This window comes from Candidatus Niyogibacteria bacterium CG10_big_fil_rev_8_21_14_0_10_46_36, assembly GCA_002772995.1.
Lineage (GTDB): Bacteria > Patescibacteriota > Minisyncoccia > 1-14-0-10-42-19 > 1-14-0-10-42-19 > 1-14-0-10-46-36.
Genome location: PFCO01000008.1, coordinates 44,211 through 69,624, shown reverse-complemented (window position 1 = coordinate 69,624; position 25,414 = coordinate 44,211). Strand labels below are relative to the sequence as shown.

Here is a 25,414-nt window from a genome sequence, read left to right as displayed (position 1 = left end):
TATGATTAATCATCGCATATCACACTCAATAGCTCTTTTCATGCTTGCGGCACTTTTTGTCGTGACGCTCTTTTCTGCACTCCCGGAATCAGCAATCATGGATGAGTTGGCGCATATTCCTGCGTCATATTCGTATATAGCCGAGCAAGACTACCGGCTCAATCCCGAACATCCTCCGCTTGCAAAAGACCTCGCAGGAATCCCGCTTTTATTTTTGCATTTAAACTTCCCCACTGATATTCCCGCCTGGGAAACAGATGTAAACGGCCAATGGATAATGGGATCCGTGTTCTTGTACGAATCAGGAAATAACCCCGATCAAATTCTTTTTTGGGCCCGTCTCCCACTCATGCTTCTAGCCATGCTGTTTGGATGGCTGTTCTATCGCTGGGCTTCAAGCTTGTATGGCGAGAAGGTGGGTTTGCTCTCACTATTCTTTTTCGTCACTTCGCCAACCATTATCGCGCATGCCCGATATGTCACTACTGATCTTGCAGCGGCCTTTGCATTTTTTATAGGGCTCGCATCATTTTTTAGATATCTCTCATCCTCCACCAAAAAAAACCTCTGCATTGCCGGTGTTGCTTTTGGGGTAGCTCAATTGCTTAAATTCTCCCTCGTGCTCCTCATCCCGTTATTTGTGGTTCTAGGGACGCTCTGGATATTGCTAGCACACCTTGACCATATGCGCTCCTTATCTTCTTTCCCAAAACGGCTTGTGCATTTTTTGAAACACGAAGCCCGGCTGCTTGGCAATCTCATTCTGATAGGGCTGATTGGCCTTGTGCTTATATACGCGGTATACGCGTTCCATGTTTGGCACTACCCCCCAGACATACAGATACGGGATATGCAGTCTAACTTAAAAGATGTCCGCTTCCAGCCGGTTGCACAAACGCTCATACAATTAAGCGAAGTCCCGCTGCTGCGCCCGCTCACGCAATACGCTCATGGTCTCCTTATGGTTGTTAATCGCGGCACGCACGGGAATACCACATACTTTTTGGGCGAAGTTACCAATAACGGCTGGCTTGATTATTTTCCGGTCGCATATCTTCTAAAAGAACAGCTTGCGTTCCATCTCCTGACAGTACTTGCGCTTATATTATTCTTGGTTATGGTTGCGCGGAGCCATGAAAAAGCAGTTTCCTCTACTCTTGAATGGATGCGCGACAACTTTGTACTTACCGGAAGCGGACTATTCGTTGTTATCTATTGGATAAGTTCTATTGCAAGCCCCCTGAATATCGGCGTACGCCATGTTTTGCCGACATTTCCATTTATCTTTCTTATCGTAGCGCGTGAAATTGTCCGCTGGACCCATCATGTCACCTTTACCGACCCGCAGACGATAAGAGAGTGGCTCATATCATTATATGAAATGATGATGAAGCGCATTCCTAAGTTCCTGTGTGTTTCCATCTTATTACTATGGATGGCGGGCACTGTTCTTTTTGCCTTCCCGAATTATCTTTCTTATTACAACGCGCTTGCAGGAGGTACTGACAATGGATACTCCTATATTGTCGATTCCAACTATGACTGGGGGCAGGACTTAAAACGGCTCAAAGCATTTGTGGACGAACAAGAAATTAGTCATATACGCCTAAATTACTTCGGGGGCGGCTCGCCGCGGTATTACCTAGGCGATGCGTACGAGGAATGGTATTCGGCAAAAGGAGAACCGGACGGAGGGTGGTTTGCAATTTCAATAACGCTCCGGCAAACCGCATGGGGCACCACAGTAAAGGGATTCGATATCCCGAAACAAGACCGCTATGATTGGCTTCGCGGTAAAACCCCCATCGCTCGTGCAGGAAAATCGATATTCATTTATAATCTTGATAACTAACCATGGCAAAAATAACCGTCGGCATACTACGGGGAGGGCCGTCTTCCGAATATGATGTTTCGCTGAAAACCGGCGAAAATGTTTTGAGAAGCCTCCCTGAAGGGATGTATAAAGGCATAGATATATTCATTTCCCGCGACGGAGAATGGCACCACAAAGGGATTGTCCGCTCCCCTGAAACAATTCTCCGGCATGTTGATGTCGCATTCAATGCGATGCACGGCGAATATGGGGAAGACGGAACAGTGCAAAAAATTCTTGAACGGCACGCCATTCCGTATACCGGTTCGGACGCTATCGCGTCCCGATTTGCCATGAAAAAAAACGTGGCAAAAGAACTGCTCTCGCGTGCGGGACTCAAAGTACTGCCGTCAATCCTAGTAAAACCAGAAGACGATGTTGAAGACACCTGCCGCGTAGTGCATAGGGCAATGGCTCCTCCCTGGGTAGTTAAGCCCGCAGGGAAAGGCTCATCAGTAGGAGTCAGTATCGTGCGCACGCTCCCAAATCTTGCGGACGCCCTCACCGAAGCACTCCGCATTGATTCAGCAGCACTGGTAGAAAAATACATTAACGGGAGAGAGGCAACATGCGGTGTGCTTGAAAACTTCCGGGAAGAAACATATTATGCGCTTCCCGTCATAGAAATAATCCCTCCAAAAGGAAAATTTTTTGATTATCAATGCAAATACGACGGCTCAACGCAGGAAATATGCCCGGGGAGATTTTCCCCGCGCGAAAAAACACACATACAAGATGCGGCTATCCGTGCGCACAAAGCGCTTGGGTGCAGGCATTATTCGCGGACCGACATGATGCTCGCAAACGACACCGTGTGGGTATTAGAAATAAACACTCTTCCGGGACTAACATCAGAGTCACTATTGCCAAAATCTGCAGAAGCAATAGGGCTTTCATTCCCCGCTCTCCTAGATCATATTGTGCGTCTCGCCATTAAGAAATAACTCCTCCTCCGAGCATCTGTCTGCCGACAGACGATTCTTCCGTTGCATATAAAACAACGGACTGGCCGGGTGTTACAGCTCTCTGCGGACTCTCAAATTCTACTTTGATACGATCTCCATCATGGACTATTGTCGCTTTTTGAAGCGGTTGCCTGTATCGTATGCGCACATCACACTTCAAAGGCAACACGGGGGCGCGTCCGGCAATCCAATGAATATCGGCTACATATGTCTCTGATGCAAATAACGCTTCTTCATACGGACCCTCCGCCACTGTTATCGTATTTGTCCGTACATCCGTAGAAATAACATAGTATGGGATACCTCCGCCGATACCTATGCCATGCCGCTGTCCTATCGTATAAAATTCCGCTCCTTCATGCGTCCCAATCTCTTTTCCTGCGGCAGTAAGAACCTGCCCCTCGCGCTTCGGCAAAATTTCCTGCATAAATGAACGAAAATCAATATCGCCCACGAAACAAAGCCCTTGCGAATCTTTCTTTGCATGAGTCGGCAATCCGAATTCACGCGCCTTCTCCCGCACTTTGTCTTTTGTGTGCTCCCCCAGTGGAAAAAGTGCGTGACGTAATTGTTCTTGCGTTAATGTCCATAAAAAATAACTTTGGTCCTTGTGTTGGTCTCCGGCGATAGAAAGCGTATGCACGCCATTATGTTCGTCTCCCCGTACATAGTGTCCGGTAGCAATATAATCCGCCCCCAAAGACAGCGCTTTTTGTAAAAATATGCCGAATTTAATCTCTTTATTGCACATAACATCAGGGTTTGGTGTGCGCCCCGCCTTGTATTCACGCACCATATATTCGTATACTGATGCACGGTATTCTTTCTCAAGATCAAATGCGTAAAACGGGATATTCAATATTTCGGCGACACGCCGCGCATCTTCAGCATCCTGCTCCGATGTACAATACGCGCCCTCACTCCAACATTTCATATGCGCACCAATCACTTCATATTTCCCGCTTTGCGCAAGCAGCAAAGCCGCGACCGACGAATCTACTCCGCCGGAAAGCGCCACAAACACCTTTTTCTTTACTGCATTCATTGACATATTAGTGCACTCATGATACGGTAAAAACCAAATAAATTCAAGGAGATAGCATAATGAGCTTCGCGGATAAAATACTTATAGGCATCGTCCTTTACCTCTTTGTAGGAATCATTATTACTACAGGCATCGCTATCGCAAAAAGAAAAAAACGCAAAACGACACCCGTTGAAGAGCAAAGAAAACTTTTAAGAAAATGGTTTTTGGGATGGCTCCCAATACTGCTCTTCCATTTTTTCAACCAATGCGGACAACTCGGGAGATTCCCAAGATAAATAAGAAAAAATAGGACACACACGTGCGTCCTATTTTATTTTTTGCTCGAGGGCGCGTATATGCTCGCTTGCTACTCCAAATCCTATGCCTACCTGCGAGACATCGCCTACAAGCGCCACTGTTTCATTATAGAGCTCTACATTGAACTTTACCGGATCAAGCCCCCCAATCGCAAATCCCGAGGAATAGTTCGGGGGAAGTATGATAAGTTTCTCGCTGGGAATATCAATTTGGCGCGCCTGCACCATGCCTATCACGCGCCCGGTGAGCGCAGAAAAAATTGGACCTCCGCTGTTTCCCTTATTCACAAATGCATTGATACTTATCTGCTTTGTGCCTCCCTCTTCATCCTTTGAAGACACAACGCCTCTGTGGACGAGGATGCGCGAAAGCCCGCGATTAAACCCCGCGATACCTATTTCTTCTCCAATTTCAATATTTTGAAAATAGCCCAATGCCACCGAAGGAAAATCTTCTCCTGCAATACGCACAAGCGCAATGTCTACGCTACTATCTTTTGCTATCGTTTTCCCTGCGAATGTCCTGCCATCATATGTTTGTACCTGAAAACCATCTCCTGCAGCGTCAATAACATGCGCTGCGGTTACAATAACGCCCCCTGAATCAATAAAAAATCCTGAACCGATATCACTCCCTTCATCAATGATAATGACAGTTGCTCTAGAAACTGTTTCAGCATGCGCAGGGAAGCTATCCCCTTCTATAAAACCCTCTTCTCTTAGTGAACGGATTTGATAGCCCTGCATTTCAATCAGTGCGTCCAGGTCTGCTATGCGCCCGGTAAGCGCAAGTGAAATGTGTTCTAACTCCAATAATGCGTTTTTTGCTCCTGTTCTGCCTTGATACGCAAACAAAAGCGCTAGAAGAGTAACGCACACAAGTCCTATGGTAACGCCGTGCTGCTTGAATACACTCATATTTATCTCAAATATTTTATTTTATTTTCTTTATGTTCATCAAATGTACGCGCGTAATGCGCACGCCCCTCCGCATCATGCAAATAATACCAGTAATCCGTTTCTTCCGGGTAGAGCGCCGCTTCTATTGCCTCTATCCCGGGATTTGATATGGGAGTGGGCGGCAAACCAATCCGCCTATATACATTATATGGAGAATCAATATCAAGATCATCCGCACTCAAAGCAAACGAACCGCGCCCCGTAATATACGAAAGAACTGCATCCACCTGCAACGGGTAGTCGCTCGCAAGACGTTTCCATAGAATACCTGAGATAATCTTCCCGTCGTCCCCGTTCAGCGCTTCCCGCTCAATAATAGACGCCATAATCAGAACATCATAAAATGACTTCCCCTGTTGATCTATTTCTGCACGAATATCGGGCACTATCTTTCTATCAAAATTTTCAAGCATGGCATGCACAACCCCTTCCGGCGTTACGCCGGGCGGGAAAAAATATGTGTCCGGAAACAAAAATCCCTCAAGCCCCTCTCCTGTGGGCCGCTTGCTTACGAGATCTGATTTCATACTATAATCATTTTCTAGCGGTAGATATTCGCCGTCATTACCGTAATGATCGGGATGCAGGCCTGCCGCATGCCAGAATGCGTTAGCAGAAAAAAAACCGCGCTCTTCAAAAAAAAGACCCATCCCATAAATAGTCGCCCCCTCTTTAATCGTTGCCCGAAACGGCGTGACTTCATAATTGCCGTCCGTAAGACGGTACATAATGTCTACCAAAGAAAGCGGCTGTTCAAAATAGTAGAGACCCGCTTTAATACTCCGCTCATGCCCGAATAGTTTTATTAAAAAAGAAAAAAGCGACGCAGAACGGATAACGTCGTTTTCTTTTAATTCTTTTGAGATCTGCTGCAACCCCTTTCCGTCTTCCACATCAAATATCTTATCGCTCGGAAAATCATACGGAGGCAAAAAAAGCGTGATTGATGTAATCACAAACCAGAGAACAAATAGCGCGCTACCGGCAATCCACAGCGTACGCTTGTGGCGCAACCGTTCATAAATGCGGTATTCTCGTTTCATCTTCGCTACGATATCCATAGACGCATATATAAAAAGAGAGTCCGGTGGGACTCTCTTTACTATATCACAGGAAATCCTGCTTTACAGTTTTATAACGGATTGGGGAGGAATGAATCCCAATCAAATGGTTTTTTCTCTTCTATATATTCGCGCAGACGATCATACAGGAGCGGCCGGAAAAGAATTGGCCCGGCATCAGGACCTTCCGCCGGAAGTCCTACAAAAAGAATTCCCGTATTATTCGGCGGAAAACCAAGCTCACCGTATACATCCGTAGATGTCCCCGGCGGTCCCATGAGATACAGTGCCTGAGCGGTGCATTGTGTCGTGTAGAAATGCTTATCACCTACCACCTTGACCGTATACTTGTTCTCAAAAAACCGCGTAAAGTTTCCGCGCTTCATGTCATTGCGTGACATTTTCAGGAACGGATCATTCCAATCAATTCCCAGTCCCGTAGGAGAGCTCCGGAGATCGAACGCCCATACATATCCGCCAGGCGCTTCTACCGTTCCCCAGCCGATAAACTGATTGCCGTGTATCGGATCGCGGACAAGGGCATCGAGAAGATCTTTTTCTTTTTCCCATTTTTTCATCTGACCCAGCAGGAGCCGCAGGTACTGCGCAACGATGGTATTTTCCATAAGATTCCTGTCTGTCGTCTTTGAAAAATGGTTTCCGTCGCCGAAATTAATGAGACCAATATCCCTCCGGTCAAACTGCGTCTGCAGATAATGAGACGCGCCTTTCACTATAAGCCCTGCGCGCGTTCCCGATGAAAGAATGCCGTCAAATATATCGACATTCGGTTTTAGGTGGCGGTATAGGACCTCTTCAAGCTGGTCACGCACCCAATCAATACCGCGCACGCGAATCTGGTCTAGCGAAAGATCTCTCATATCCCGAAGCAATTTGAACAACGCTTTCGGATCGTTATTCTCCGCTACTTTTTCAGCCTCAGCAATCGCCTCACCCCATTTCTTTTCAAAGAAGTCATACGGCATCTGGTTTTGGTGCGGCTGTTTTTGCGAAGGGAAATGATGTCCCTGGGTAATGTCGTCATTAGAAACGAACATGTGAACACCCAAAGATTTCATATTGCGGTATTTCCGGAGCAGATGAAACGCGCATTCGGTCATGCCGAGATACTCGCGCCTTTCGTCGCACCAGATAAATTCTTTGCTTCTGCTCCCCCAGTGCGGATCAGTCCCCACAAACAGATAAATATATTTATCTGCTATTTTGGTTTTGCTTTCCGCGCCGGAAAGAATACGAAGATGCTTGCGAAGCGCATCAATACCGAACATGCTTGTCGTGATGAGCCCCTTGGCGCAACGGAACTTCAGCACCCCGGGGTTGAACAACGGATGGAACACTGCCCGCTGTATTGCGTGAACACTCTTTGTTATGGTCTTTATCCGGTCGCGCAATATCACACCGTCAACACAGATAGGCGCTACATGAATCTCTGCCGAACGGCGTTTGCCCTCAGCATCTATTTCGCGCGCTGTTACCCGGTGGTTTATCGCATACGGATGGCATATCACAACAGTGTCAGCAAAGCTCTTTCGCAATGTCGCATGTGCATACGACCCTACGAATTTTGAAAGCAGTGCGTCAGTTACCTGGAGCGTGCTCGGGATATGCATCTCAAACACTGACCCATTTACCTTCAGATAGGTCGTCCCTTTATTGATAACTTTTGCGTTCGGAATTGTCTGTTCAAAGCTGCGGACAACAAACGCAAGCATCTTACGGTACATCTTTTTCCAGTCTTCAACGCTCACATTTGTCATACGCGTACGCGTACGCAGATCCTGAAGTTCGAGAAGTTTGTTTTCCAACTTACGTTCTTCCCGGGTATTGCCGTTTTTTTTCGCACGTGCAAGACCGCTGCGGGCAACGCTAATCTCCGCCAAGATAAGATCAATCTTGCGCATGGTATTGTAATGCAGTTCCCAATACGCACCTGCCAAGATAATCTCTTCTTCTTTCGGACCGAATACGATAAACACATCACCGTTAAATTCTGGCTGCTCATCGGGCTGAATAGTTATCTTTCTCCATCCGCTTAACAGGTTGGAGAAGATTTCCGCAGTCGTTTCATAGACGATATCTCGCCCCATCGCCTCACTTAAAATGCTCTTTGCCTCTTTCTGGTAGATGGGATTTAACATGTCTACATTCGTATTTCTCCCCGAAAAGAGCGCGCGAAGCGCTTTTGTGGGGCCCGCAGCCTTTTTCGTATCCACATCGATAGTTCCCGTAAGAAGCACCGCATCGCACTTGTCCCGTTCCGCCTGCGCAAGCGCACAGCGAACAGGATTCTCTGCAATAACCTTGCTATACTGCATGCCGACCTGAGGGCCATTGATAACGATAAAGGAAAAATCTGATTTTCCTCCCGATATCACAAACGGCTCATGATACGAATTACCGGGAAAGCTGAAATTGGCATCTGCATGGCGGATGTCGTCAGTCAGTCTCCCCACTCCTGGCAATAGCTTCACCGGAAGCGATGTCTGCGTCACTCCAGAGATTTCCTGCTTCTTTTTTTCTACCAATGAAACAGGAATATGCGGATGATATTCGGAAAACTTTTCAATAGGGAGATCCTTGCGGACTATCTCTTTCAGCGCCGTAAATGTTCCGTCTTTCCCGCCCGTCCATAAAAGATCATCGATGAGCGATTTATACTTCCTTTTTCCGAAACGATACTGCGTTATCTTGATGTCTTTCCCAAAGGAAGACCGAATCTGTTCGTATAACGCATCTACATCGTCCTCGCTTTTTATATTTCCACTATGGACAAACTGAGCGAGTTCTAATTTGATGCGTTTTTCAAGTGCTGCTGCTTCGGACGATAGCCTTGCTTTCTTTTTTGCCTTTTTTGGCTCCCGCTTGGGTAGGCTCGCCCACTGCTTGCCTATGTCAGATCCTTTTCTTTCCTCTGCATTCAGCTTGCTTAAAAACGCTACATACGGAGTTGCCTGTAATGCGGAATTGAGCGCCGCATCGTTCCGTATCGCGTCCAACAAATCATCCCGGTACGATATCGACATTATTACCTTCAATAAACGAGGAATTATTGAACTCCACTCGGTCATAGTGAACCTCCTCTTTTTTTATGTCAAAAAACAGACACTTTATACAATTATATCACGACGCAAATACGGAAAAGAAAATCTTTTTCCACAAAATCCTCATTAGAAGACAAAAAAAAGATGTGTGCAACCGTGGACGCATGAAGAAATATGATACTATAATCTCAAGCGCACTTTTAAAAACAAAAACACGCAAACAGGGGGGCTGTCAATGTCTTCATCATTTCCGTTTTTATTCCTTGATATTGAAACAACGGAACATCAGCCACTGATGCTGGTCAATAATATGCTATCGCCATGGCACGAAATTATTGAGATTGGAGGAGTATACGCGTCCAATCCAAAAACGTCCGTATATTTCCGCGCATACGGCAACACTGCCAATTCCGGAAGGGTTCTACCCCGAACAAGCAAGCAATTAAATCAAAAAAACCGAGAATATCCTCGGTTTTTTATTTCAGTGAGGCGGTGTGTGCTCGGAATCTGCTCATGAGCTCTTTTGTATGCAGCCCCACTTTTCCATCCCCGATCACATATTTGTTTATGCGTACCACGGGGAGAATTTCTTTATTCGTTGCGGTAAGGAATGCTTCGGATACTTGTTTAATCTCGTCTATATGGACATCCCGCTCCTCAATGCGAAAATCCTTTCTTGCGAGCCGGATAACAAAATTCCGCGTCGTACCCACAAGTATGTTTTTTTTCGGCGTAATAAGCGTATTCCCTTTTACAAAAAATATGTTGCTCGTGGTTGCTTCAAGAATATTACCTTGATACATATAGAGCATTTCTACGAACCGTTTGTTCTTTTTCAAATTCCGCATCTTTACCGCGATCATATAATTGTTGGTCTTTGCTTCGGGGATATCTCGGAGATATTCGTGCGTCACAACCGAAATGCCTCTCTGATACATATATTCGGGCATTGCTTCTGACTTTTCGGCGAGAATAAAAAATGTCGGCTTTTCTTCGGGGAAAAATCCGGTAGCACTTATGCCTCCGGTAAGCACAAAACGAAGGCTCGTTTCCGGAAAAGCATTCTTGCGAATAAGCGTATAGACTGCTTTTTCTATGTCTTCACGCGGCACCGGAATAGCAAGGTGCAAGCGCCGTGCAGACTGCTCGAGCCTATCAAGATGCTCTTTCATCAAAAAGGGCTTTTTATTATAGGTCCGCAAAAAATCAAATACGCCATACCCGCGAAGCACTCCCAGGTCGTTCAGCGGCATTCCTGCGCGTTTACAAAGAACTATGCGTCCGTTCAAAAAACAATATGCTCCCATCATCGTACCCTCATTATAGAAGAAAGTGGTAAGGCAGCATAATCCTTGACATAATAAAATAAATATGCTATCATGCGAGAAAAGCAAGGAGGAGTCTTTATGGAAACACTGTTGGATGTGTATCGCGAACAGCTAAAAATACTCCGGGAACATTATTATGGAGTATTCCGTGAGGACAAAAACTCACACAAATTCAACACCAGACTTTCGTCGAAATTAAAAGGGATGCCCATAAAAATCGACGGCTGTCATCTCTCCCTGATTACAGTCATCCCTGACATATACATCAGGGAGGATATGTTGGCCATAAAAATGAAAGAGTACGGACGCGCCGTTCATCCGTCCCTTTTAAGAAAAATCAGGGAAGAGAAAAAAAGATTCAAAACACCCTACATTATTACGAACATTACAAACGGAACGAGCGCCTTAGAACACCCCGAACACACGCTCAATCTTCTGGAGAAAATTTTTTATTTTATGTATACAGGAAAATTTCCTTCCGAAGATATGACGTTCCAAGACATAATTACTCCCTAATAAAAAGGCAGACGGTTTACCGTCTGCCTTCTTTTTTATATATCTTTGTATGTAATTCTATACACCACCCCCGCCTTATCATCTGATACATACAAGGAGCTGTCAGGACCAAACACAACATCAACCGGCCTGCCGAGCGCTCCGTTGTCTTGAAGCCATCCGGTAGCAAAATCACCCATACCTAATACATTTCCAAATGTATCAAGTTCTAGACGAACAAGCTTGTACCCGGTCGGTACGCTCCGGTTCCAGGATCCATGATACGCAACTATCAAATCATGCCAATACTCTTCTGGCCATGAAGAGTTCTGGGGTATGAATGCAAATCCCAAAGGCGCTGAATGCGCCTGCAGATCAATATATGACGGGAGCTCAAACGGCTCCATGCACGGATTTCGCACATATGTATTTTTATCAAATTCCGTATCATGAGTGTTTCCCCCGTAACAGACGGGCCAGCCATAGTTTCCCCCCTCAACAATGATATTAATTTCGTCTGGTGGCGTGTTATCCCCTAATTCATCTCGTCCCATTTCCGTCGCCCACATCCGTCCATCAAACGGACTCCAGCCAAAAAATACGGCATTTCGTAATCCGGAGGCGTATTCTCTCATATCGCTTCCGTCTTTATGCAATGAAAATATTTTTGCGCGCATCGGGTCTTCTTCCCTGCACACATTACACGATGACCCGATAGACACATACAGCCGCCCATCGGGACCGAATGCTATTGTCCGCGTGCTATGCCCGCCCCCGGATGGGAGATCTGCTATTTTCTCCGGCTGCCCGTCAGAATATACGCGGACCCGCGATATACTGTTTTCTTCCGCAAAATAAAGCACCTGCGGGTCATCCGGGTCAAACGCAATCCCGTGAGGATGGTTCAGATTTCTGAAAATATTACTTATATGCAAAACATCCCCCGATTCATCAAGCTCAATGAGTGATATTACTCCTTCCGAGGTGCGGGATACCCACATGTTACCGAGGGCATCAAACGCAATAACGCGCGCGCCGGACATATTATCCGCAAACAAAGAAAGTGAAAAGCCATCCGGCACCATAAACGGCATACCGCCACGCTCAAGAACTTCCGCGACATCATCTACTGGCGGCTTTATTGCAGGGCCCGCCCCACGCAAATTATTCCAATAAAAAAATGCGGCCCATACGCTGCCGCACACAATAATACCGATACCAATTCCTATAAAAATCCCTTTTTTCATATACGAGAAGACGGCATGGAGGATGCATCTGCATGCACGTCATTTTTTTTGCGCGTCACAATAAGATAGACAATCTCAAGAATGCCTGCCGTATTTACTATCAAAAATACGACAAACCACCACTTGTCGTTCCGGTGCGCCGCACGCCACAACGCAAACCCTTTCCATGGCAATGTCCAGAGCGCAAGAAGAATGGTGAAGATAAAAAGAGGTTGTGATATTCCGCCTATCATCGTACACAATTATTATAACACACTATTGTCCGGTGCCGCTCCCATTAGGCGCCTCCTCAGAAAATGTCCGGAAAGCACTCATGATAAGATTACCAAACGGATCTTGCAGCGCTTCGTCTCTCCGGAAATCGAATTCCCTATCTCCGTCATCCGCGTGAATAACTGCGTAATACGCACGCTCGGGAACAGTGCCGCGAAGCAATTCTACGGTCCCTGCGGTTTTTCCTCCGGGGAAATACCGTGCTCCTAATATATTCGCTGGCATGCCATCCTGGTCTTCGTGTATGGCAACCCACGCGCCTCGGGAAAGTGTCGCAAGTGCTATAAATACGCTCTCACCCGCACGCTGGTCATCAACAGAAACAGAGCTATGCCCCAATGGAATGGAAAACGCATCCGACGCAGTATTGGATTCGTTATTGGTTGTATCGTCAGCACCACCCCCAGAAAATACAAGCCACGCGAATCCAAATCCCAGCACAAAGGTGAGCAGCGGAAGAATAACAGGTATAAGCAATGGTCGTTTTTTGATGTCCGTTTCCATATGTAATCCCTACAATTATAAATCATTCCTGGAGACAAAAAAAGGCGCCTTGTTTCTTGACAAGGCGCCGTGTGCGTTATTTATTTTTATCTAAGGAAGCTTCTATGTCTACCGCTTCGGCAAGCATATCCCGAAGGATATTCATACCCTTCTGCCAAAACGCAGGGTCTGTAATATCCACTCCAACATGCTTATGCAGAAGCACATGCGGTGCATCACTCCCACCGGCTGAAAGTAGGTCGATATACCCCGGGACGAATGATTTTCCGTCTTCCAGATACTTTTGGTAGAGCGCAAGCACAAGAAGCTGTCCGAACGCGTATGCGTAGCAGTAAAACGGAACATGAACAAAATGCGGGATATAGAGCCACCAATGCGCATAATCATCAGTAAGGGTTAACGTATCGCCAAACATTTTCTTGTTCTGCTCCATCCATATCTCGTCATACCGTTTCTGTTCCAGTTCGCCTTTTTCTCTCCGTTCAGTGTGTATCGCTTCCTCAAACCGGGTGAAAATGACCTGGCGGAATACCGTTGCGTACATTTCTTCGCATTTTCCCATAATGAGTGCAAGCCGTTTCCTTGGGTCTGACTCTCGCTTCTTCAAATAATCAAACAGGAGTATCTCTCCGAATACGCTTGCGGTTTCTGCGGTGGTAAGCGGAGTATTTGAATGGAACATCCCCTGCTTGCGCGAAAGGTATTGATGCACGCCATGTCCAAGCTCGTGCACAAGCGTAGAAACATCCCGAAGCGTCCCCGCATAGTTCATAAGAATATACGGATGCACACTCGGCACTGCCCCATGGCTAAATGCGCCCCCCCGCTTGCCCGGCTGCATCTTTGCATCAATCCATTTATGAGCAAAAAATTTTTCTACGATAGAAGACACGCGCGGAGAAAATGCGCCGTACGCCTGAAGCGCCATATCCTGCGCCTCCGGGAAAGAAACCTCTTCCTCTAACACAATCGGAGCGTAGCGGTCGTAGTCGTAGAGCTCCTTTACTTTGAGCACCTTCTTTTTGAGACGGTAATAATCATGCGAAATGTCATACCCTGCCTCTACCGCATTCAAAAATGCGTCTACCGTGCTCTGATCTATCTCGTTTGAGAGATTCTGCGCAGCCATGACGCTCGGATACGAACGAATGCTGTCTTCAACAGCGCTGTTCTTAAGAAGCGTATTGAATATAAATGTAATGGTCTTCCCGTTCGCAACAAGTCCCTCTGTGAGCGACCGCGCCGCCGCTTTCCGGATGTCTCTGCTTTCATCGTATAAAAACTTAAGAAGCTCGGACTCACTAAGTTCTTTCTTCTCTCCGTCGACTTCCATACGGAAAACGATGTTGTTTATAATCTCATCGAAAAGACGCTGGAATGCTAAGGGTCCGACATTATTTTTTTCATCCATGATCTTCTCTTCGGGCTCGCTCAATTTGTGCGGCTTGAATATTCGTTCATTCTCAAGCGAGTGCTTGTAGCGCGACAATGCTTCTTCCTGAAGAAGCGCTTCGGCATCCGCATCGGAAACCTGCACCCACTCCAGTTCAAAAAATAAGATATGTTTTCGGATATCCGTATTCTTTTCTTTGATCTTTTCGTGGAACGCGCCGTATGCAGGGTTGCTTGTGTCGCTCGCATACAATAGATACGCGTATGTAGATAATTTTGCCGATTGCTCGGATATGATTTCGAGCTCCTTCATCACCTTTTGCAAAAAGGGCGATGTAAGCGAGTCAGTGTTAATCTTATTGCGGTATGCCTTTTCGAATGCCTTTGCCCGTTCATATGTATTGTTGATATCCGCTTCTATGTGCGGGTCATCAAGTCCCGTATATAGGTCCGAAAGGTCCCATGCGGGAATCTGCTGATTATTTTCTTTTTTTGGGGTCATGTTGCCTCCTCTATATATTATTTTGTAAATATCATATTTCTGCAGAACAATATCACAAAACACCCATTGCGTAAACGATATATCATCCAGTATATGGCATTTCCTGTAAATAAAAAATCCCGGTACCAAAACATGATAACGGGATATGCGTTTGTTACTTCGGAGGATTCTCTACTACTATGGCCATTGCTTCGCCGCCGCCGTTGCATGCAGCCGCGATACCATACCGCGCGCCGGTATCTTGCAACTGATATGCAAGATTCGAAAGTATTTTTGTTCCCGAAGCGCCAAGCGGATGCCCGTTGGCAATTGCCCCGCCCCAGATATTCATCCTGTCACGCGACACACAAAATGCCTTCATGACTTCCATGGGAACTATCGCGAATGCCTCATTCACTTCAAAGAGGTCAATATCAGAAACGAGTACGCCCGCCTGTCTGCATGCTTCAGCTATTGCATATATAGGAGCGGAGAGATACTCATTCGGATGTCCGGAAAATGTGGCGCACGCGCGTATCCGTCCGAGAGCCTCTTTTCCTCTGTTCTTAAAATAGGCATGCGCTTTCTTAGACCCAAGTAGCACAGCGCTGACTCCGTCAGAAACCTGCGAAGCGTTCGCTGATGTTATTTTTCCATCCGGAGCAAAGGCAGGCCGTAACGACCTCATCTTTCCCCGGTCAGGCGTTCTCCATCCTTGGTCAAAATCAATGTCTATGCCATCGATGGAAACGATTTGCCGCTCAATCTTTTTCTGATACTCTTTTGCGCGGACAAAACTTTCGTATGCATACTCATCCATATCTTCGCGCGATATATCTTCGCGTTTTACATATTCCTCCGCTATGTGCCCCATCAAAGCATTATCTTCAGCATACGCATCGCACAAACCATCAAGATTCATGCTGTCATATATCTTTGTTTTGGATAGAAATGCCTCGGCATCCATATCCTCATGCAGCTCAAAATAATCTTTTAGGGTAACTGCGAAGTTAGATTTTTCCTTGCTAAGAATATCTATGCCGATATGTCTCTCTCGTGAAAGAAGATACGGGGTTCTCGACATGGATTCCATGCCGCCCGCAATGACCAAATCCTTCCCGCGTAATATTTTGAATTCGCCATACTCTACCGCAGCAAGACCTGATGCGCATACCTTACACAAACTTACTGCATCTACGGCATACCCTAGTCCTGCTTTTATGGCGGCTTGCCGTGCCGGATGCTGTTCTGCGCCCGCACTATAGACAATGCCCATATAGCATCCATCTATGCGGAAAACATCGAGCCCTGCCTTGTTAAGAAATTGCTGCAAGAACGACCCGGCAAGATCAGATATCGGAATATCTTTATATGCACCAAGATATTTACCAGTCCAAGTCCGCCCTGCATCAATGATGTAGGTTTCATGCATACAGTACATCCTCCTTGTATATTTATAAAGAACCAACAGCCAGAACAGTATACCACAAAACACCCCTTTTTAAAAGAGGTGTTTTGTAAAAAATATTTTAGAACCAATGCACCCCCGCAAAATAGAGAATGCCGAGCAATATCGCAAGAATCAGGAACGAAATAATCGCAAGCATACCGCTTATCGTATTTCGTAGGTAAGATTTACAGTTATCATGACTTCTTGAGACCCCGGCTCAATAGCAGGCGTGGGGACCGAAGCTCCTCCTATGCCAAGTGCACTGTCACGCGCAGTCTCAATCTTATATATCGGACTGTATCCTCCTTCGTTCAGTGAAAGAAGCCTCCCCAAACGAAATCCTCCCGCACGCGCAACTGCTTTTGCTTTTTCCTTTGCTTTAGTGATTGCCTCCTCCCGTGCCTGCTGTTCCAGAAACGCAGGGTCATCAATGGTAAACCATAACTGTGACACTGAATTTGCACCATGCTCTACTGCCCCGGAAAGAAGTGTGCCGATATTTTCGAAGTTGCCTTCGCGAGCTTTCACCAAAACTATTTGCGTAACGGAATATCCGACTATTTCCGGCGGAGGACACGGCTCTATTGCAGCACCGCCATCAAGCGGAATTGGCCGCGAACAATTATAGTATTGGTACCGGGGAGAAAGATTATAGCTTTCGGTCTTGATGTCCTTTTCGTCAACGCCCTCTGACTTCATAAAATCAATGATTGCATTTACGTTCTCTGTATTTTTTTTCTGCAATGTAGCGATGTCAGTTCCTCCTTCAGATATGACGGTAAAAGAAAATTGCGCGATATCAGGAACGGCAACAATCTTGCCCTCCCCCGATACGGAAAAGCTCCGCGCAAAGGACGGATCAACAGAATTTTTTAATACGCCAATAAGTCCGACTGCAGCATAAGAAAATGCAAGCAGGGCTACGATAATCACAATATATAGATATTTTTTTCCCATAGGTGTTTCCATATATAAAAACATTAATGATATGCCTTTATTATAGCGCTTTTTCGGGGGCAAAACAATAAATGCTATACTAAAAGAGTATTCTTTAACAAGGGAGGGTTATTATATGCCCAAAGTAGTAACCGTATTTCTGTTATGCTGCATGCTTCCGTTTGTAACAGCGGCATCATCTGCGCCCCCACGGCAAGAGCTTAGCTCGTATGCGCCCATCATACGGCAAAATTTCCGAATAACGAAACGAGTCGTTGTTGCGATTACCGTGGATTTCATCTCAACGCAAAATCCTGCAGGCGCCACCTTCCGTGGCATAGGCTCGGGAGTTATCGTACACCCTGACGGGATAATTTTTACGAACGCGCATGTAGTTACTGCGCCGCCTTCGTTCGAAATAAAAGAGATCACTATCGAGCTCTGGAACGGAGAGCGTTTTCCCCTAAAAAAGATAGAATGGGTAGACAACGAAAAAGACATGGCTCGGCTGAAAATAGATACGACCTTCGGGTCATATGCAAAGATTGACGCTCGAGATTTTGATAACATGAACCGCGATGATGCTATCGGGGAAGAGGTTATCACGATTGGCCATCCGTTTGGAATTCTCCAGTGGGATGTCTCATGGGGCTACATCACACACCCCGCACGAAAGATGCCTGGCACTCTGTATCCATTTATGGAGCTCTACCTGCATGTCAATCCGGGGAACAGCGGTGGCGGCTTATTTGATAGCCAAGGCGATCTTATAGGCGTGCCTACCGCTCTTTGGCCGGGTTCCGGCATTAGCTTTGCCATTCCCATAAAGCGCTTCTGCGATACAGATAAAGAAAACGGATTTAACGCGTGTGCCCAAACCATTCCTGAAAAAGCGCCAAGAGCTCCGGAACATACGCCCCTTTTTCCATACACACCCTCACGAAGGTAACAAAAAACCCCTGAATAATTCAGGGGTTTCTCTTTTGTGGCGCAATGGAAATTTAAAACACCGGATTCAACGAATAGATCATGTAGAATCCAAGCACGATAAGGAAGATGCCCACCAAAAGACGCATAAGTCCGCGATGCTGACGCCGCCATGCCTCTAATCGTTCTGAGGAGGTCCCGAAATACGCAAACCCAATGATAAAGAGAAGCGGAAGAACAAATATGAAGTTATACAGTAGCAATAACGGCACCGCAGATGCATAATGCCCCTGAGACAAAAGGCCGAGCACTGCCAAATACGGAGCACCTGTGCACGGGAGCTCAACAAGAACGACAAAAACACCCAACACTACCATAGTTAGTAGGAGTAAGCTGAAGTGACGAGATTGTATGCGCTCAATCCAATCCGTGTATGCCTTAATGCGGGCTGATGCGCCGGGTATCATCTGCAACGAAAATCCTTTCCCGTACCAAAAGTAATCCTTTATCTCCAAAAAACCTGCAAAAATGGCGATGATTGCTACAATCCAATAAAATGTAGTTGCGACATCAGGGCTCAAAAATGTAAGCCGGAGAATACCAAATCCTAAGAGCAAATAGGTAAGGTACACAACAAGCGTATACACAAGACCCCCTACAAGCATACGATTCCTGCTCTTAAACACCCGTGTCATAAACGCTATCAAAAATACCAAAACACCAATGACACAAGGATTGATGCTATCCAGAAGCGCTGCTCCAATAATAATACCTAGTGTGAGATTTCCTTCTAACATAAAATTAAAAATATAAATTACTTATCAATAGAACACTCCGCGAACTCGGCAAATGCATCAATTTGCTGGATGCCGATAACTCGTTTTACTTCTTGCCCGTCCCTCTCAAGAATAAATGTCGGGGTTTTTGATATTTCTTTCTCTAGACAAAGCTCGGGTTGCGGATTATCTCCTTCCGGATGACACTCAATCGCACGCAATGTTGTGTATGCGGGTCCAAATACTTTTTCCTGTTGTCTGCAGCTACTGCACCTAACTGACTTATAGTATGTTATTCCATTATCATTCGCACATAAAAATAATTCGGAATAATCCTCCTTAGTGCCGCCTCCTGCTTGCGCAAAAAATATGACCCCAATAACAAGAAGACCGCCGATAACAATTGGGATAATTTGCTTATATGGAAAGGGGGCAACCTTTCGTACTGCCAAAAATGAAACTACAAGAATTGCACCCATAACCGCCTTTGACGATTCGCATAACACGCAAAATGCTCCAATCACAGTAGCTTCAAGAAGTGTAAAGTACAAAGAGGGAACAAGCATTAAAAGCGTTAGGAAAAATACCGCCTGGAATACATCATCTTTCTTGTTCAAAAAGAGCAAAAGCAACAATACGCCAAAAAATCCTGCCCCCAAAAGGGATATGGGAACGCCAAATACCTCGGAATACAAACTTGTAGTTACCACATCGCACGATACCTCTTCAGAAAAATCACAAAACGACTGCGTGTTGGCGTAATGCAAATAAGACAGGTAAATCATAATACCGAGCCCGATAAACGCAAGAAAAATTGCGAGCATTCGATATGTTTTCATATGTTTTATTATAAAACAGCATCCGCCAATCGGCGAGTGTAGTTATGCACAATGGTATGTTTTGCTACTCGTAACGAAGCGCCTCTATGGGGCTTTTCTCAGCCGCTTTTTTAGCGGGATATAACCCGAACACTACCCCCACTCCGCTTGAGGCAAGCAACCCAAGAATAGCGCCGGTAACCGGAAAAACAAATTCCCAAGAAAGTCCCGCAAATTGGGTTACGAGCAACCCCACACCAAATGAAAGAGATGTACCCAAAAGAATGCCGATAATGCCTCCGAATCCTGTTAAAAATATAGCTTCAATTAAAAACTGCTTTAAGATATCGTTATTAGTGGCGCCAACCGCCTTCCGAAGGCCTATCTCACGCGTACGCTCGGTTACCGATACAAGCATAATATTCATAACACCGATCCCTCCCACAACCAAAGCGATTGCCACCACAAATGTAAGAAACATGGTGAAAATACCAATGATAGTACTTACTTGCTCCACAAGCCCCTGCTGAGTCTGAACATAAAAATCATCTTTTGTGGGGTCTTCAATATTATGGAGCGCGCGTAGCGTCGCCTTGATATCGTATACAACCCTATCAACCGACTCAGGAGAATCCGCGCGTATGACTATCTGATTATAATAATTATTTCCCGTTAAGAATGTCTGTGCTGCGGTATATGGAACGAGCACAAGCTCATCAACATTGAAAAACACAACCTGGCCGCGTTGTTCAAATACGCCGACCACACGGAATTTTGTCCCCTTGATAGTGATATTTTCTCCGAGCGCATTACCATCCCCGAACAATTCCTTCTTTACCCGGTTTCCGATAAGCGCAACCCGCGCTTTATTGCGTATATCAATGTCATCGAAAATCGCGCCCTCAGTGATATTTAGCCCCAAAGCATCGCGCATGAATTCAGCAGAAAAACCAAGAATAGTGGGACGAAATGTTTCTCCTTCAAACGATACGCTCCCCGGCACAAGAATTTCAGGCGCTACATCAATCGCGTTGGGTACATTTTGTTTGCGCTGAAGCGCTTGCAGTTCACGCTCTTTGAGCGAGTCGGAAAATAATGATTCCGCAATATCAGTGGGACCCGATGGTTCTTTCCCGGGACGCACTACAACGGTTTCGGCTCCCAATCCTCCGAGCTCTCCTACAATGATTCCCTGGGCTGCTTCACCGATAGACATGACCATAATAATCGCAGTAATGCCGATAACGATACCGAGAATCGTCAAAAACGAGCGCGAACGATGCGCGCGGAGTGCTGCAAATGCTGTTTTTATTGTTTGGCTCAGTTGCATACTATTACTTTGCAAAATGATCGCGGGCCCATCTGCGTTTTTTCACTTCAAAGTCACTTGCTATCTCGCCATCGCGAATGGTAATGATCCGTTTTGCGTGTTCCGCGGTATATGTTTCGTGCGTTATTAAAAATACCGTATGGCCCCTTTTTTCATTCAGCTCCTGCAAAATCTCCATGACCGCCTTCCCTGATTTCGAATCCAGGTTACCAGTCGGTTCATCGGCAAAAATAATCTCGGGATTATTAACCAGCGCGCGGGCTATAGCAACGCGTTGTTTTTCCCCCCCAGAAAGTTCTGATGGCTCATGTTCCACGCGATGCGCGAGCCCTACTGATTCAATCGCTTCAAGCGCCCGCTTGTCCCACTCTGATGACGGCACCGAAGAATATGTGAGGGGAAGTTTTACGTTCTCCAATACGCTCGCGCGGGAAAGCAAATTAAACATCTGGAACACGAATCCCATTTTTTCATTACGCAGCCGCGCAATGCCCTCCGGGCCGTAATCATCAAACGTCTTGCGTTCAAATGTGTAAGTCCCTTTTGATTGCGTATCCAAAAATCCGAGGATGTGTAAAAGCGTAGATTTCCCCGATCCGGAAGGCCCCATAATCCCCACAAATTCGCCTTCATCCACATCAAAAGAAACCCCGCGCAAAGCCCGGGTTCCGTCCGAATATTCTTTTGCTATATTTTTAAGCTCAATAAAAGCCATACTACTCTTCGTCAAAGAAAGTGACGATCTTCTCCTCTTCCTTAAGCCCACTTGTCACTTCTATATCGCCAAATGATCCGCGAAGACCCGTTTCTATGGCGCGCTCCTCTATAGAACCGTCCTCGTGGAGGACGCGTACAAATTGAGTCCCGTTCTTCGTAGAAACGGATCGTGTGGGGATAACAAGCACGTTTTTCCGTTCCGCAGTTAAAATATCAACATTCGCGGTCATGCCCGGTTTTATGCGTTCATCCCGTTCATCAAATTGAAGCGTTGTTTTGTATGTCACCACTCCTTCGATGACCGTTTCCGCCGGGTCTATCATAACAACATGTGCGCCAAATTCTTCTTCTTTTCCATAGGCATCAAGAGTCACCCGCGCGCTATTCCCTATCTTCACGTTTGTAATATCAGTTTCCGGAATATTCACTTTTATTTCGAATTCCGATTCGGATATCAGCGAAACAACGTGGGGCCCCGCGGTAACAATCTGGCCTACCTCTGTGTCTTGCTTGGTGATAATGCCGTGAAGCGGCGAGCGCAATATGGTTTTTGCGAGATCTGCTTGCCGCGCGATTACCGCTGCTTCTGCCTGGTCTAATTTTGCTTCTTGTACGCGAATAGCTTCCGACGTAGCCCCTGCTGTTTTGACTATAAGCTGCTGTTCTTCATATGAAAGAGAGGATATCGCATTTTGTAATTTTTCCTGAGCCGAAGAAAGGTTTGACGAGGCAGTATTGACCACAGTACGCGCCGCAGCTATGTCCGTTTTATACCCGTCAAGCGTTGCTTGCGAGATAGTGGGTCCTGCCTGTGTCTGATTTACGACAAGCGCCGCTTTGTCCAACAAAGAACGGATGTCGGTAATATTTGTTTTTGCTATCGCGTAAAAAGAGGATGGATCGTTTTGCGCTGACAATCCGGCAAGCGAGACCTGCCATGCATCAAGAGTTGTTTCTATGGAGGCACGCCCTGTTTCAATGTCGCTTTCAAGCTGAGGATTGTTAACCGTAAAATGAATATTATAATTTCCTCCCTGAGGATTTACGAAAATTTGATCAAGCTTATTGCGTATCGCATCATCCCCCTTTGTAAATGCATCGAGAATAACATCAACCAGGTTTTTCTTTGCGTCATTAAGCGTTGTTTGTGCGTTTTCTACCTTGATCTCCTGCGCCCGGACCTCTTCCTGACGAGTCCCGCGCAAAAGTTCATCGAGCACCGCTTGTTCAATGCTCACCCGAGCCTCCGCATCCCGTAATTGCGCAACTATATCGCTATTTTCAAGCGCAACCAACGATGCGCCCGCGGATACCTCTTCTCCGACACTAACATAAATACGCGCCACCCTTCCCGTGCGCTCAAACGCAAGATCAACTGCATGCGCGGGTTCCGCGTTGCCGGTAACGCTTACTTCTTGCACGAGATCGCGGCGAAGAACCTCAGCAAAATCGATTGTAGATTTGTCTCCGCCACCAAATATCAAAAAACCGCCGCCGATAACAACTACGGCAATAATGATGCTCACTATTATATGTCTTCGTACAAAAGAAAAAATCAACATAGAAGGATAATGCATTACTTTGATCTTGTTTTTCTTACGATCGAGCGGATAGCGCCCAAACGCTTTGAGAGGTGTGCCGCAAACTCTTCAATATGAGAAAGCTTAGTGAACGCGAGCATGTCATGCCCCGTGCCGAACACAAGAAGTTTTTCTCCCTTTTTAAGCTCCATCGCTTTGCGGGCTTTCGCAGGAACAACAACCTGGCCCTTTTCACCCATGGTGGTAGTACCGAAGAAAAAATGATTCCCCTTTCCGTGTTTACGCATCATACTTGTATAATAGTATGTTCCTAAAAATCATACAAGTAGGAAATGTACGTTTCAAAGAAAGAGCGATGCCACAGTAAGCACGGCAAAGAAAAGCACAAACCAAGAAAATTGCACCCTTCGGGCAATACGCAATAAGATATGTATCGTAACAAATCCCGACACAAACGCAGCAATAAGACCCATAAACAATTCAGCGCTTACCGAGAAAGAACTCACCTGCAAAACAATGTTTCCTCCAAGCACTATGGGCAAACTCATAATAAAGCTCAACCGCAGCGCAGACGCATCATCGAATGCACGGAGCAAAAATGCTGCAACAGTTGTTCCTGAACGGGAAAGTCCGGGGAGCGCTGAACACCCTTGGACAATCCCGAGAATAATACCATCCCCCAGCGAAAGAAATTCCTTAGTGCGCGTTCCTTTTACCTTGCGTAAAAATCCTAATCCTGCGGTAATAAAAAGCAATGCCGCAATACCGCCAGTGATTATCTTCCCCACAAACTCAAAAGAGCTTACTTCACCGAGCGCGCGAGAAACAATAAACAAGAGAGAAAAGCCCAACACGCCACTCACCAATGTTGCAACAGCATAAAACCGGATCTCTCTGCGGGATACATTATCAATACGCGAGTAAGAAAATAAATTCAGTATAATACGCCTAACATCTTTCCGGAAATATATGAGAGCTGCAAAAAATGTCCCTAAGTGTAAAAAAAGTGAAAGCTCAACGGCATGGATAATCGATGTTTCGCCAAATAGATTTACTTGCGCAAGTACCAAAAGTCCTTCCGAGCTTATCGGAAGCCATTCTGCAAAGCCTTGCAGCAGTCCCAGAACAACTGATTCAATCATACGCCGTCAGCATTCCTGTACCCCTCTTCCGTTTGTTTCAGCTCTTCCAATTCTGCCTTTCTTTTGACATCGTCATGGCTCCCATCGGTGCACGAACAGGATTCAAGAGAATGTTTGTGATGCGGGCAGCTTTCTGTCTGACAGACGCCTGGAGTGCCCGATATACCCCCACAGCCACCAGTACAAACAAAATGTTCCATAGTATTCTTATAACAAATAATAATCGGATCGTATTTTTATAGTGTACCATAACAAAAATAATAAAAGCTCCTTGGCGGGAGCTTTTGAATTTTAGTTTTTTTCTAATACGTGGATGAGTTGAACTCCTTCTTTTTGTCAAAAATAAACATATTTCTCGCGCTATCCCATACGAAGCCGTAGATTCTGGTCCGCCGGACAAAAGCATACCTATACACAGCGGTACTGCGATGTATCCATTCCGCATAACGCACGCCGTTCTCTCGCGTATATATGAACACGGTTTCTCTGACAAAATGGTTCATGCTCGGCTCTGCTACCATATCAGGCCGCTGAATATTTCCGGTGTCATACCATTCGATCCTCGTTAACGCTTGTTCCGGATGAAAAACAGAGCTTCCTGTCACATTGTCCGCCACAAACTGAAATGGCGCGTCAGTATAATCAGGCAATATCGGCGTTTCATCGGCTCCGCTAGAAAATCCCACGAAAAGAAATCCAATTAACAGAACAAAGAACAAAAACGCCTTGTTTGTTTTCTGCATCAAAAACCTCCTGTGGAAGAACTTTGGAAAATATAGCATTTATCTCCCT

At 45.9% G+C, this 25,414-nt stretch carries 25 protein-coding genes; 6 read left to right on the top strand and 19 right to left on the bottom strand.

What is annotated here, in order from left to right; all coding sequences use genetic code 11:
• Position 1 precedes the first annotated feature (1 nt).
• Positions 2-1,852 (top strand): hypothetical protein, encoded by a 1,851-nt coding sequence (locus tag COU47_03495; GenBank protein ID PIR69408.1) that lies wholly within the window; start codon positions 2-4, stop codon positions 1,850-1,852.
• 2 nt (positions 1,853-1,854) lie between these two features.
• A complete protein-coding gene (locus COU47_03490) occupies positions 1,855-2,817 on the top strand; it encodes a D-alanine--D-alanine ligase (GenBank protein ID PIR69407.1) in 963 nt (320 codons plus the stop codon).
• On the opposite strand, the gene COU47_03485 is transcribed toward COU47_03490, so the two are convergent.
• Complete coding sequence (locus COU47_03485; protein ID PIR69406.1) at positions 2,807-3,889, bottom strand: tRNA 2-thiouridine(34) synthase MnmA; 1,083 nt, start codon at positions 3,887-3,889, stop codon at positions 2,807-2,809. The two genes, COU47_03490 and COU47_03485, sit on opposite strands and share 11 nt — an antisense overlap.
• 53 nt (positions 3,890-3,942) lie before the next feature.
• Between COU47_03485 and COU47_03480 the strand changes: the two genes are divergently transcribed.
• Positions 3,943-4,161: a hypothetical protein gene (locus COU47_03480; GenBank protein ID PIR69405.1), complete on the top strand. Its 219-nt coding sequence runs from the start codon at positions 3,943-3,945 to the stop codon at positions 4,159-4,161.
• A gap of 30 nt (positions 4,162-4,191) precedes the next feature.
• Here the strand turns inward: COU47_03480 and COU47_03475 are convergent, their stop codons facing one another.
• The 3 genes from COU47_03475 to COU47_03465 form a co-directional block, all read right to left on the bottom strand.
• Positions 4,192-5,100 (bottom strand): hypothetical protein, encoded by a 909-nt coding sequence (locus COU47_03475; protein PIR69404.1) that lies wholly within the window; start codon positions 5,098-5,100, stop codon positions 4,192-4,194.
• A 2-nt stretch (positions 5,101-5,102) separates the two neighbouring features.
• Positions 5,103-6,203 (bottom strand): endolytic transglycosylase MltG, encoded by a 1,101-nt coding sequence (locus COU47_03470; GenBank protein PIR69403.1) that lies wholly within the window; start codon positions 6,201-6,203, stop codon positions 5,103-5,105.
• Between the two features lie 71 nt (positions 6,204-6,274).
• Entirely contained in the window at positions 6,275-9,292 is a 3,018-nt protein-coding gene (locus tag COU47_03465; GenBank protein ID PIR69402.1) for a hypothetical protein, read from the bottom strand.
• Positions 9,293-9,312: 20 nt separating this feature from the next.
• On the opposite strand from COU47_03465, the gene COU47_03460 reads away from it, so the two are divergent.
• Entirely contained in the window at positions 9,313-9,561 is a 249-nt protein-coding gene (locus tag COU47_03460; GenBank protein ID PIR69401.1) for a hypothetical protein, read from the top strand.
• 180 nt (positions 9,562-9,741) lie between these two features.
• On the opposite strand, the gene COU47_03455 is transcribed toward COU47_03460, so the two are convergent.
• Positions 9,742-10,575: an amino acid aminotransferase gene (locus COU47_03455; GenBank protein ID PIR69400.1), complete on the bottom strand. Its 834-nt coding sequence runs from the start codon at positions 10,573-10,575 to the stop codon at positions 9,742-9,744.
• A 96-nt stretch (positions 10,576-10,671) separates the two neighbouring features.
• Between COU47_03455 and COU47_03450 the strand changes: the two genes are divergently transcribed.
• Entirely contained in the window at positions 10,672-11,109 is a 438-nt protein-coding gene (locus COU47_03450) for a hypothetical protein (GenBank protein PIR69399.1), read from the top strand.
• Between the two features lie 35 nt (positions 11,110-11,144).
• On the opposite strand, the gene COU47_03445 is transcribed toward COU47_03450, so the two are convergent.
• From COU47_03445 to COU47_03420, 6 genes are all read right to left on the bottom strand, one after another.
• Complete coding sequence (locus tag COU47_03445) at positions 11,145-12,335, bottom strand: oxidoreductase (protein ID PIR69398.1); 1,191 nt, start codon at positions 12,333-12,335, stop codon at positions 11,145-11,147.
• On the bottom strand, positions 12,332-12,568 hold the full coding sequence (locus tag COU47_03440; protein PIR69397.1) for a hypothetical protein: 237 nt from the start codon (positions 12,566-12,568) through the stop codon (positions 12,332-12,334). The genes COU47_03445 and COU47_03440 overlap by 4 nt, the downstream gene beginning before the upstream one ends.
• A gap of 22 nt (positions 12,569-12,590) precedes the next feature.
• Positions 12,591-13,112 (bottom strand): hypothetical protein, encoded by a 522-nt coding sequence (locus COU47_03435; GenBank protein ID PIR69396.1) that lies wholly within the window; start codon positions 13,110-13,112, stop codon positions 12,591-12,593.
• A 76-nt stretch (positions 13,113-13,188) separates the two neighbouring features.
• On the bottom strand, positions 13,189-15,006 hold the full coding sequence (locus COU47_03430) for an oligoendopeptidase (GenBank protein PIR69395.1): 1,818 nt from the start codon (positions 15,004-15,006) through the stop codon (positions 13,189-13,191).
• 154 nt (positions 15,007-15,160) lie between these two features.
• The gene (locus tag COU47_03425; GenBank protein ID PIR69394.1) at positions 15,161-16,426 is read right to left on the bottom strand and encodes a hypothetical protein; all 1,266 of its coding nucleotides are present in this window, start codon (positions 16,424-16,426) and stop codon (positions 15,161-15,163) included.
• A gap of 171 nt (positions 16,427-16,597) precedes the next feature.
• Positions 16,598-17,455, bottom strand: coding sequence for a hypothetical protein (locus COU47_03420; protein ID PIR69393.1), 858 nt, complete (start codon positions 17,453-17,455; stop codon positions 16,598-16,600).
• Positions 17,456-17,507: 52 nt separating this feature from the next.
• Between COU47_03420 and COU47_03415 the strand changes: the two genes are divergently transcribed.
• On the top strand, positions 17,508-18,320 hold the full coding sequence (locus COU47_03415; GenBank protein ID PIR69392.1) for a hypothetical protein: 813 nt from the start codon (positions 17,508-17,510) through the stop codon (positions 18,318-18,320).
• A 52-nt stretch (positions 18,321-18,372) separates the two neighbouring features.
• Here the strand turns inward: COU47_03415 and COU47_03410 are convergent, their stop codons facing one another.
• From COU47_03410 to COU47_03375, 8 genes are all read right to left on the bottom strand, one after another.
• Complete coding sequence (locus tag COU47_03410) at positions 18,373-19,095, bottom strand: hypothetical protein (protein ID PIR69391.1); 723 nt, start codon at positions 19,093-19,095, stop codon at positions 18,373-18,375.
• A gap of 17 nt (positions 19,096-19,112) precedes the next feature.
• Positions 19,113-19,913 (bottom strand): hypothetical protein, encoded by an 801-nt coding sequence (locus COU47_03405; protein PIR69390.1) that lies wholly within the window; start codon positions 19,911-19,913, stop codon positions 19,113-19,115.
• 64 nt (positions 19,914-19,977) lie between these two features.
• Positions 19,978-21,222: a hypothetical protein gene (locus tag COU47_03400; GenBank protein PIR69389.1), complete on the bottom strand. Its 1,245-nt coding sequence runs from the start codon at positions 21,220-21,222 to the stop codon at positions 19,978-19,980.
• Positions 21,223-21,226: 4 nt separating this feature from the next.
• On the bottom strand, positions 21,227-21,937 hold the full coding sequence (locus COU47_03395) for a macrolide ABC transporter ATP-binding protein (GenBank protein ID PIR69388.1): 711 nt from the start codon (positions 21,935-21,937) through the stop codon (positions 21,227-21,229).
• 1 nt (position 21,938) lies between these two features.
• Positions 21,939-23,516, bottom strand: coding sequence for a hypothetical protein (locus tag COU47_03390; GenBank protein PIR69387.1), 1,578 nt, complete (start codon positions 23,514-23,516; stop codon positions 21,939-21,941).
• The gene (locus COU47_03385) at positions 23,516-23,767 is read right to left on the bottom strand and encodes a hypothetical protein (protein ID PIR69440.1); all 252 of its coding nucleotides are present in this window, start codon (positions 23,765-23,767) and stop codon (positions 23,516-23,518) included. The genes COU47_03390 and COU47_03385 overlap by 1 nt, the downstream gene beginning before the upstream one ends.
• A gap of 54 nt (positions 23,768-23,821) precedes the next feature.
• A complete protein-coding gene (locus COU47_03380; GenBank protein PIR69386.1) occupies positions 23,822-24,622 on the bottom strand; it encodes a hypothetical protein in 801 nt (266 codons plus the stop codon).
• Between the two features lie 302 nt (positions 24,623-24,924).
• Entirely contained in the window at positions 24,925-25,365 is a 441-nt protein-coding gene (locus tag COU47_03375) for a hypothetical protein (protein ID PIR69385.1), read from the bottom strand.
• Positions 25,366-25,414: the final 49 nt, after the last annotated feature.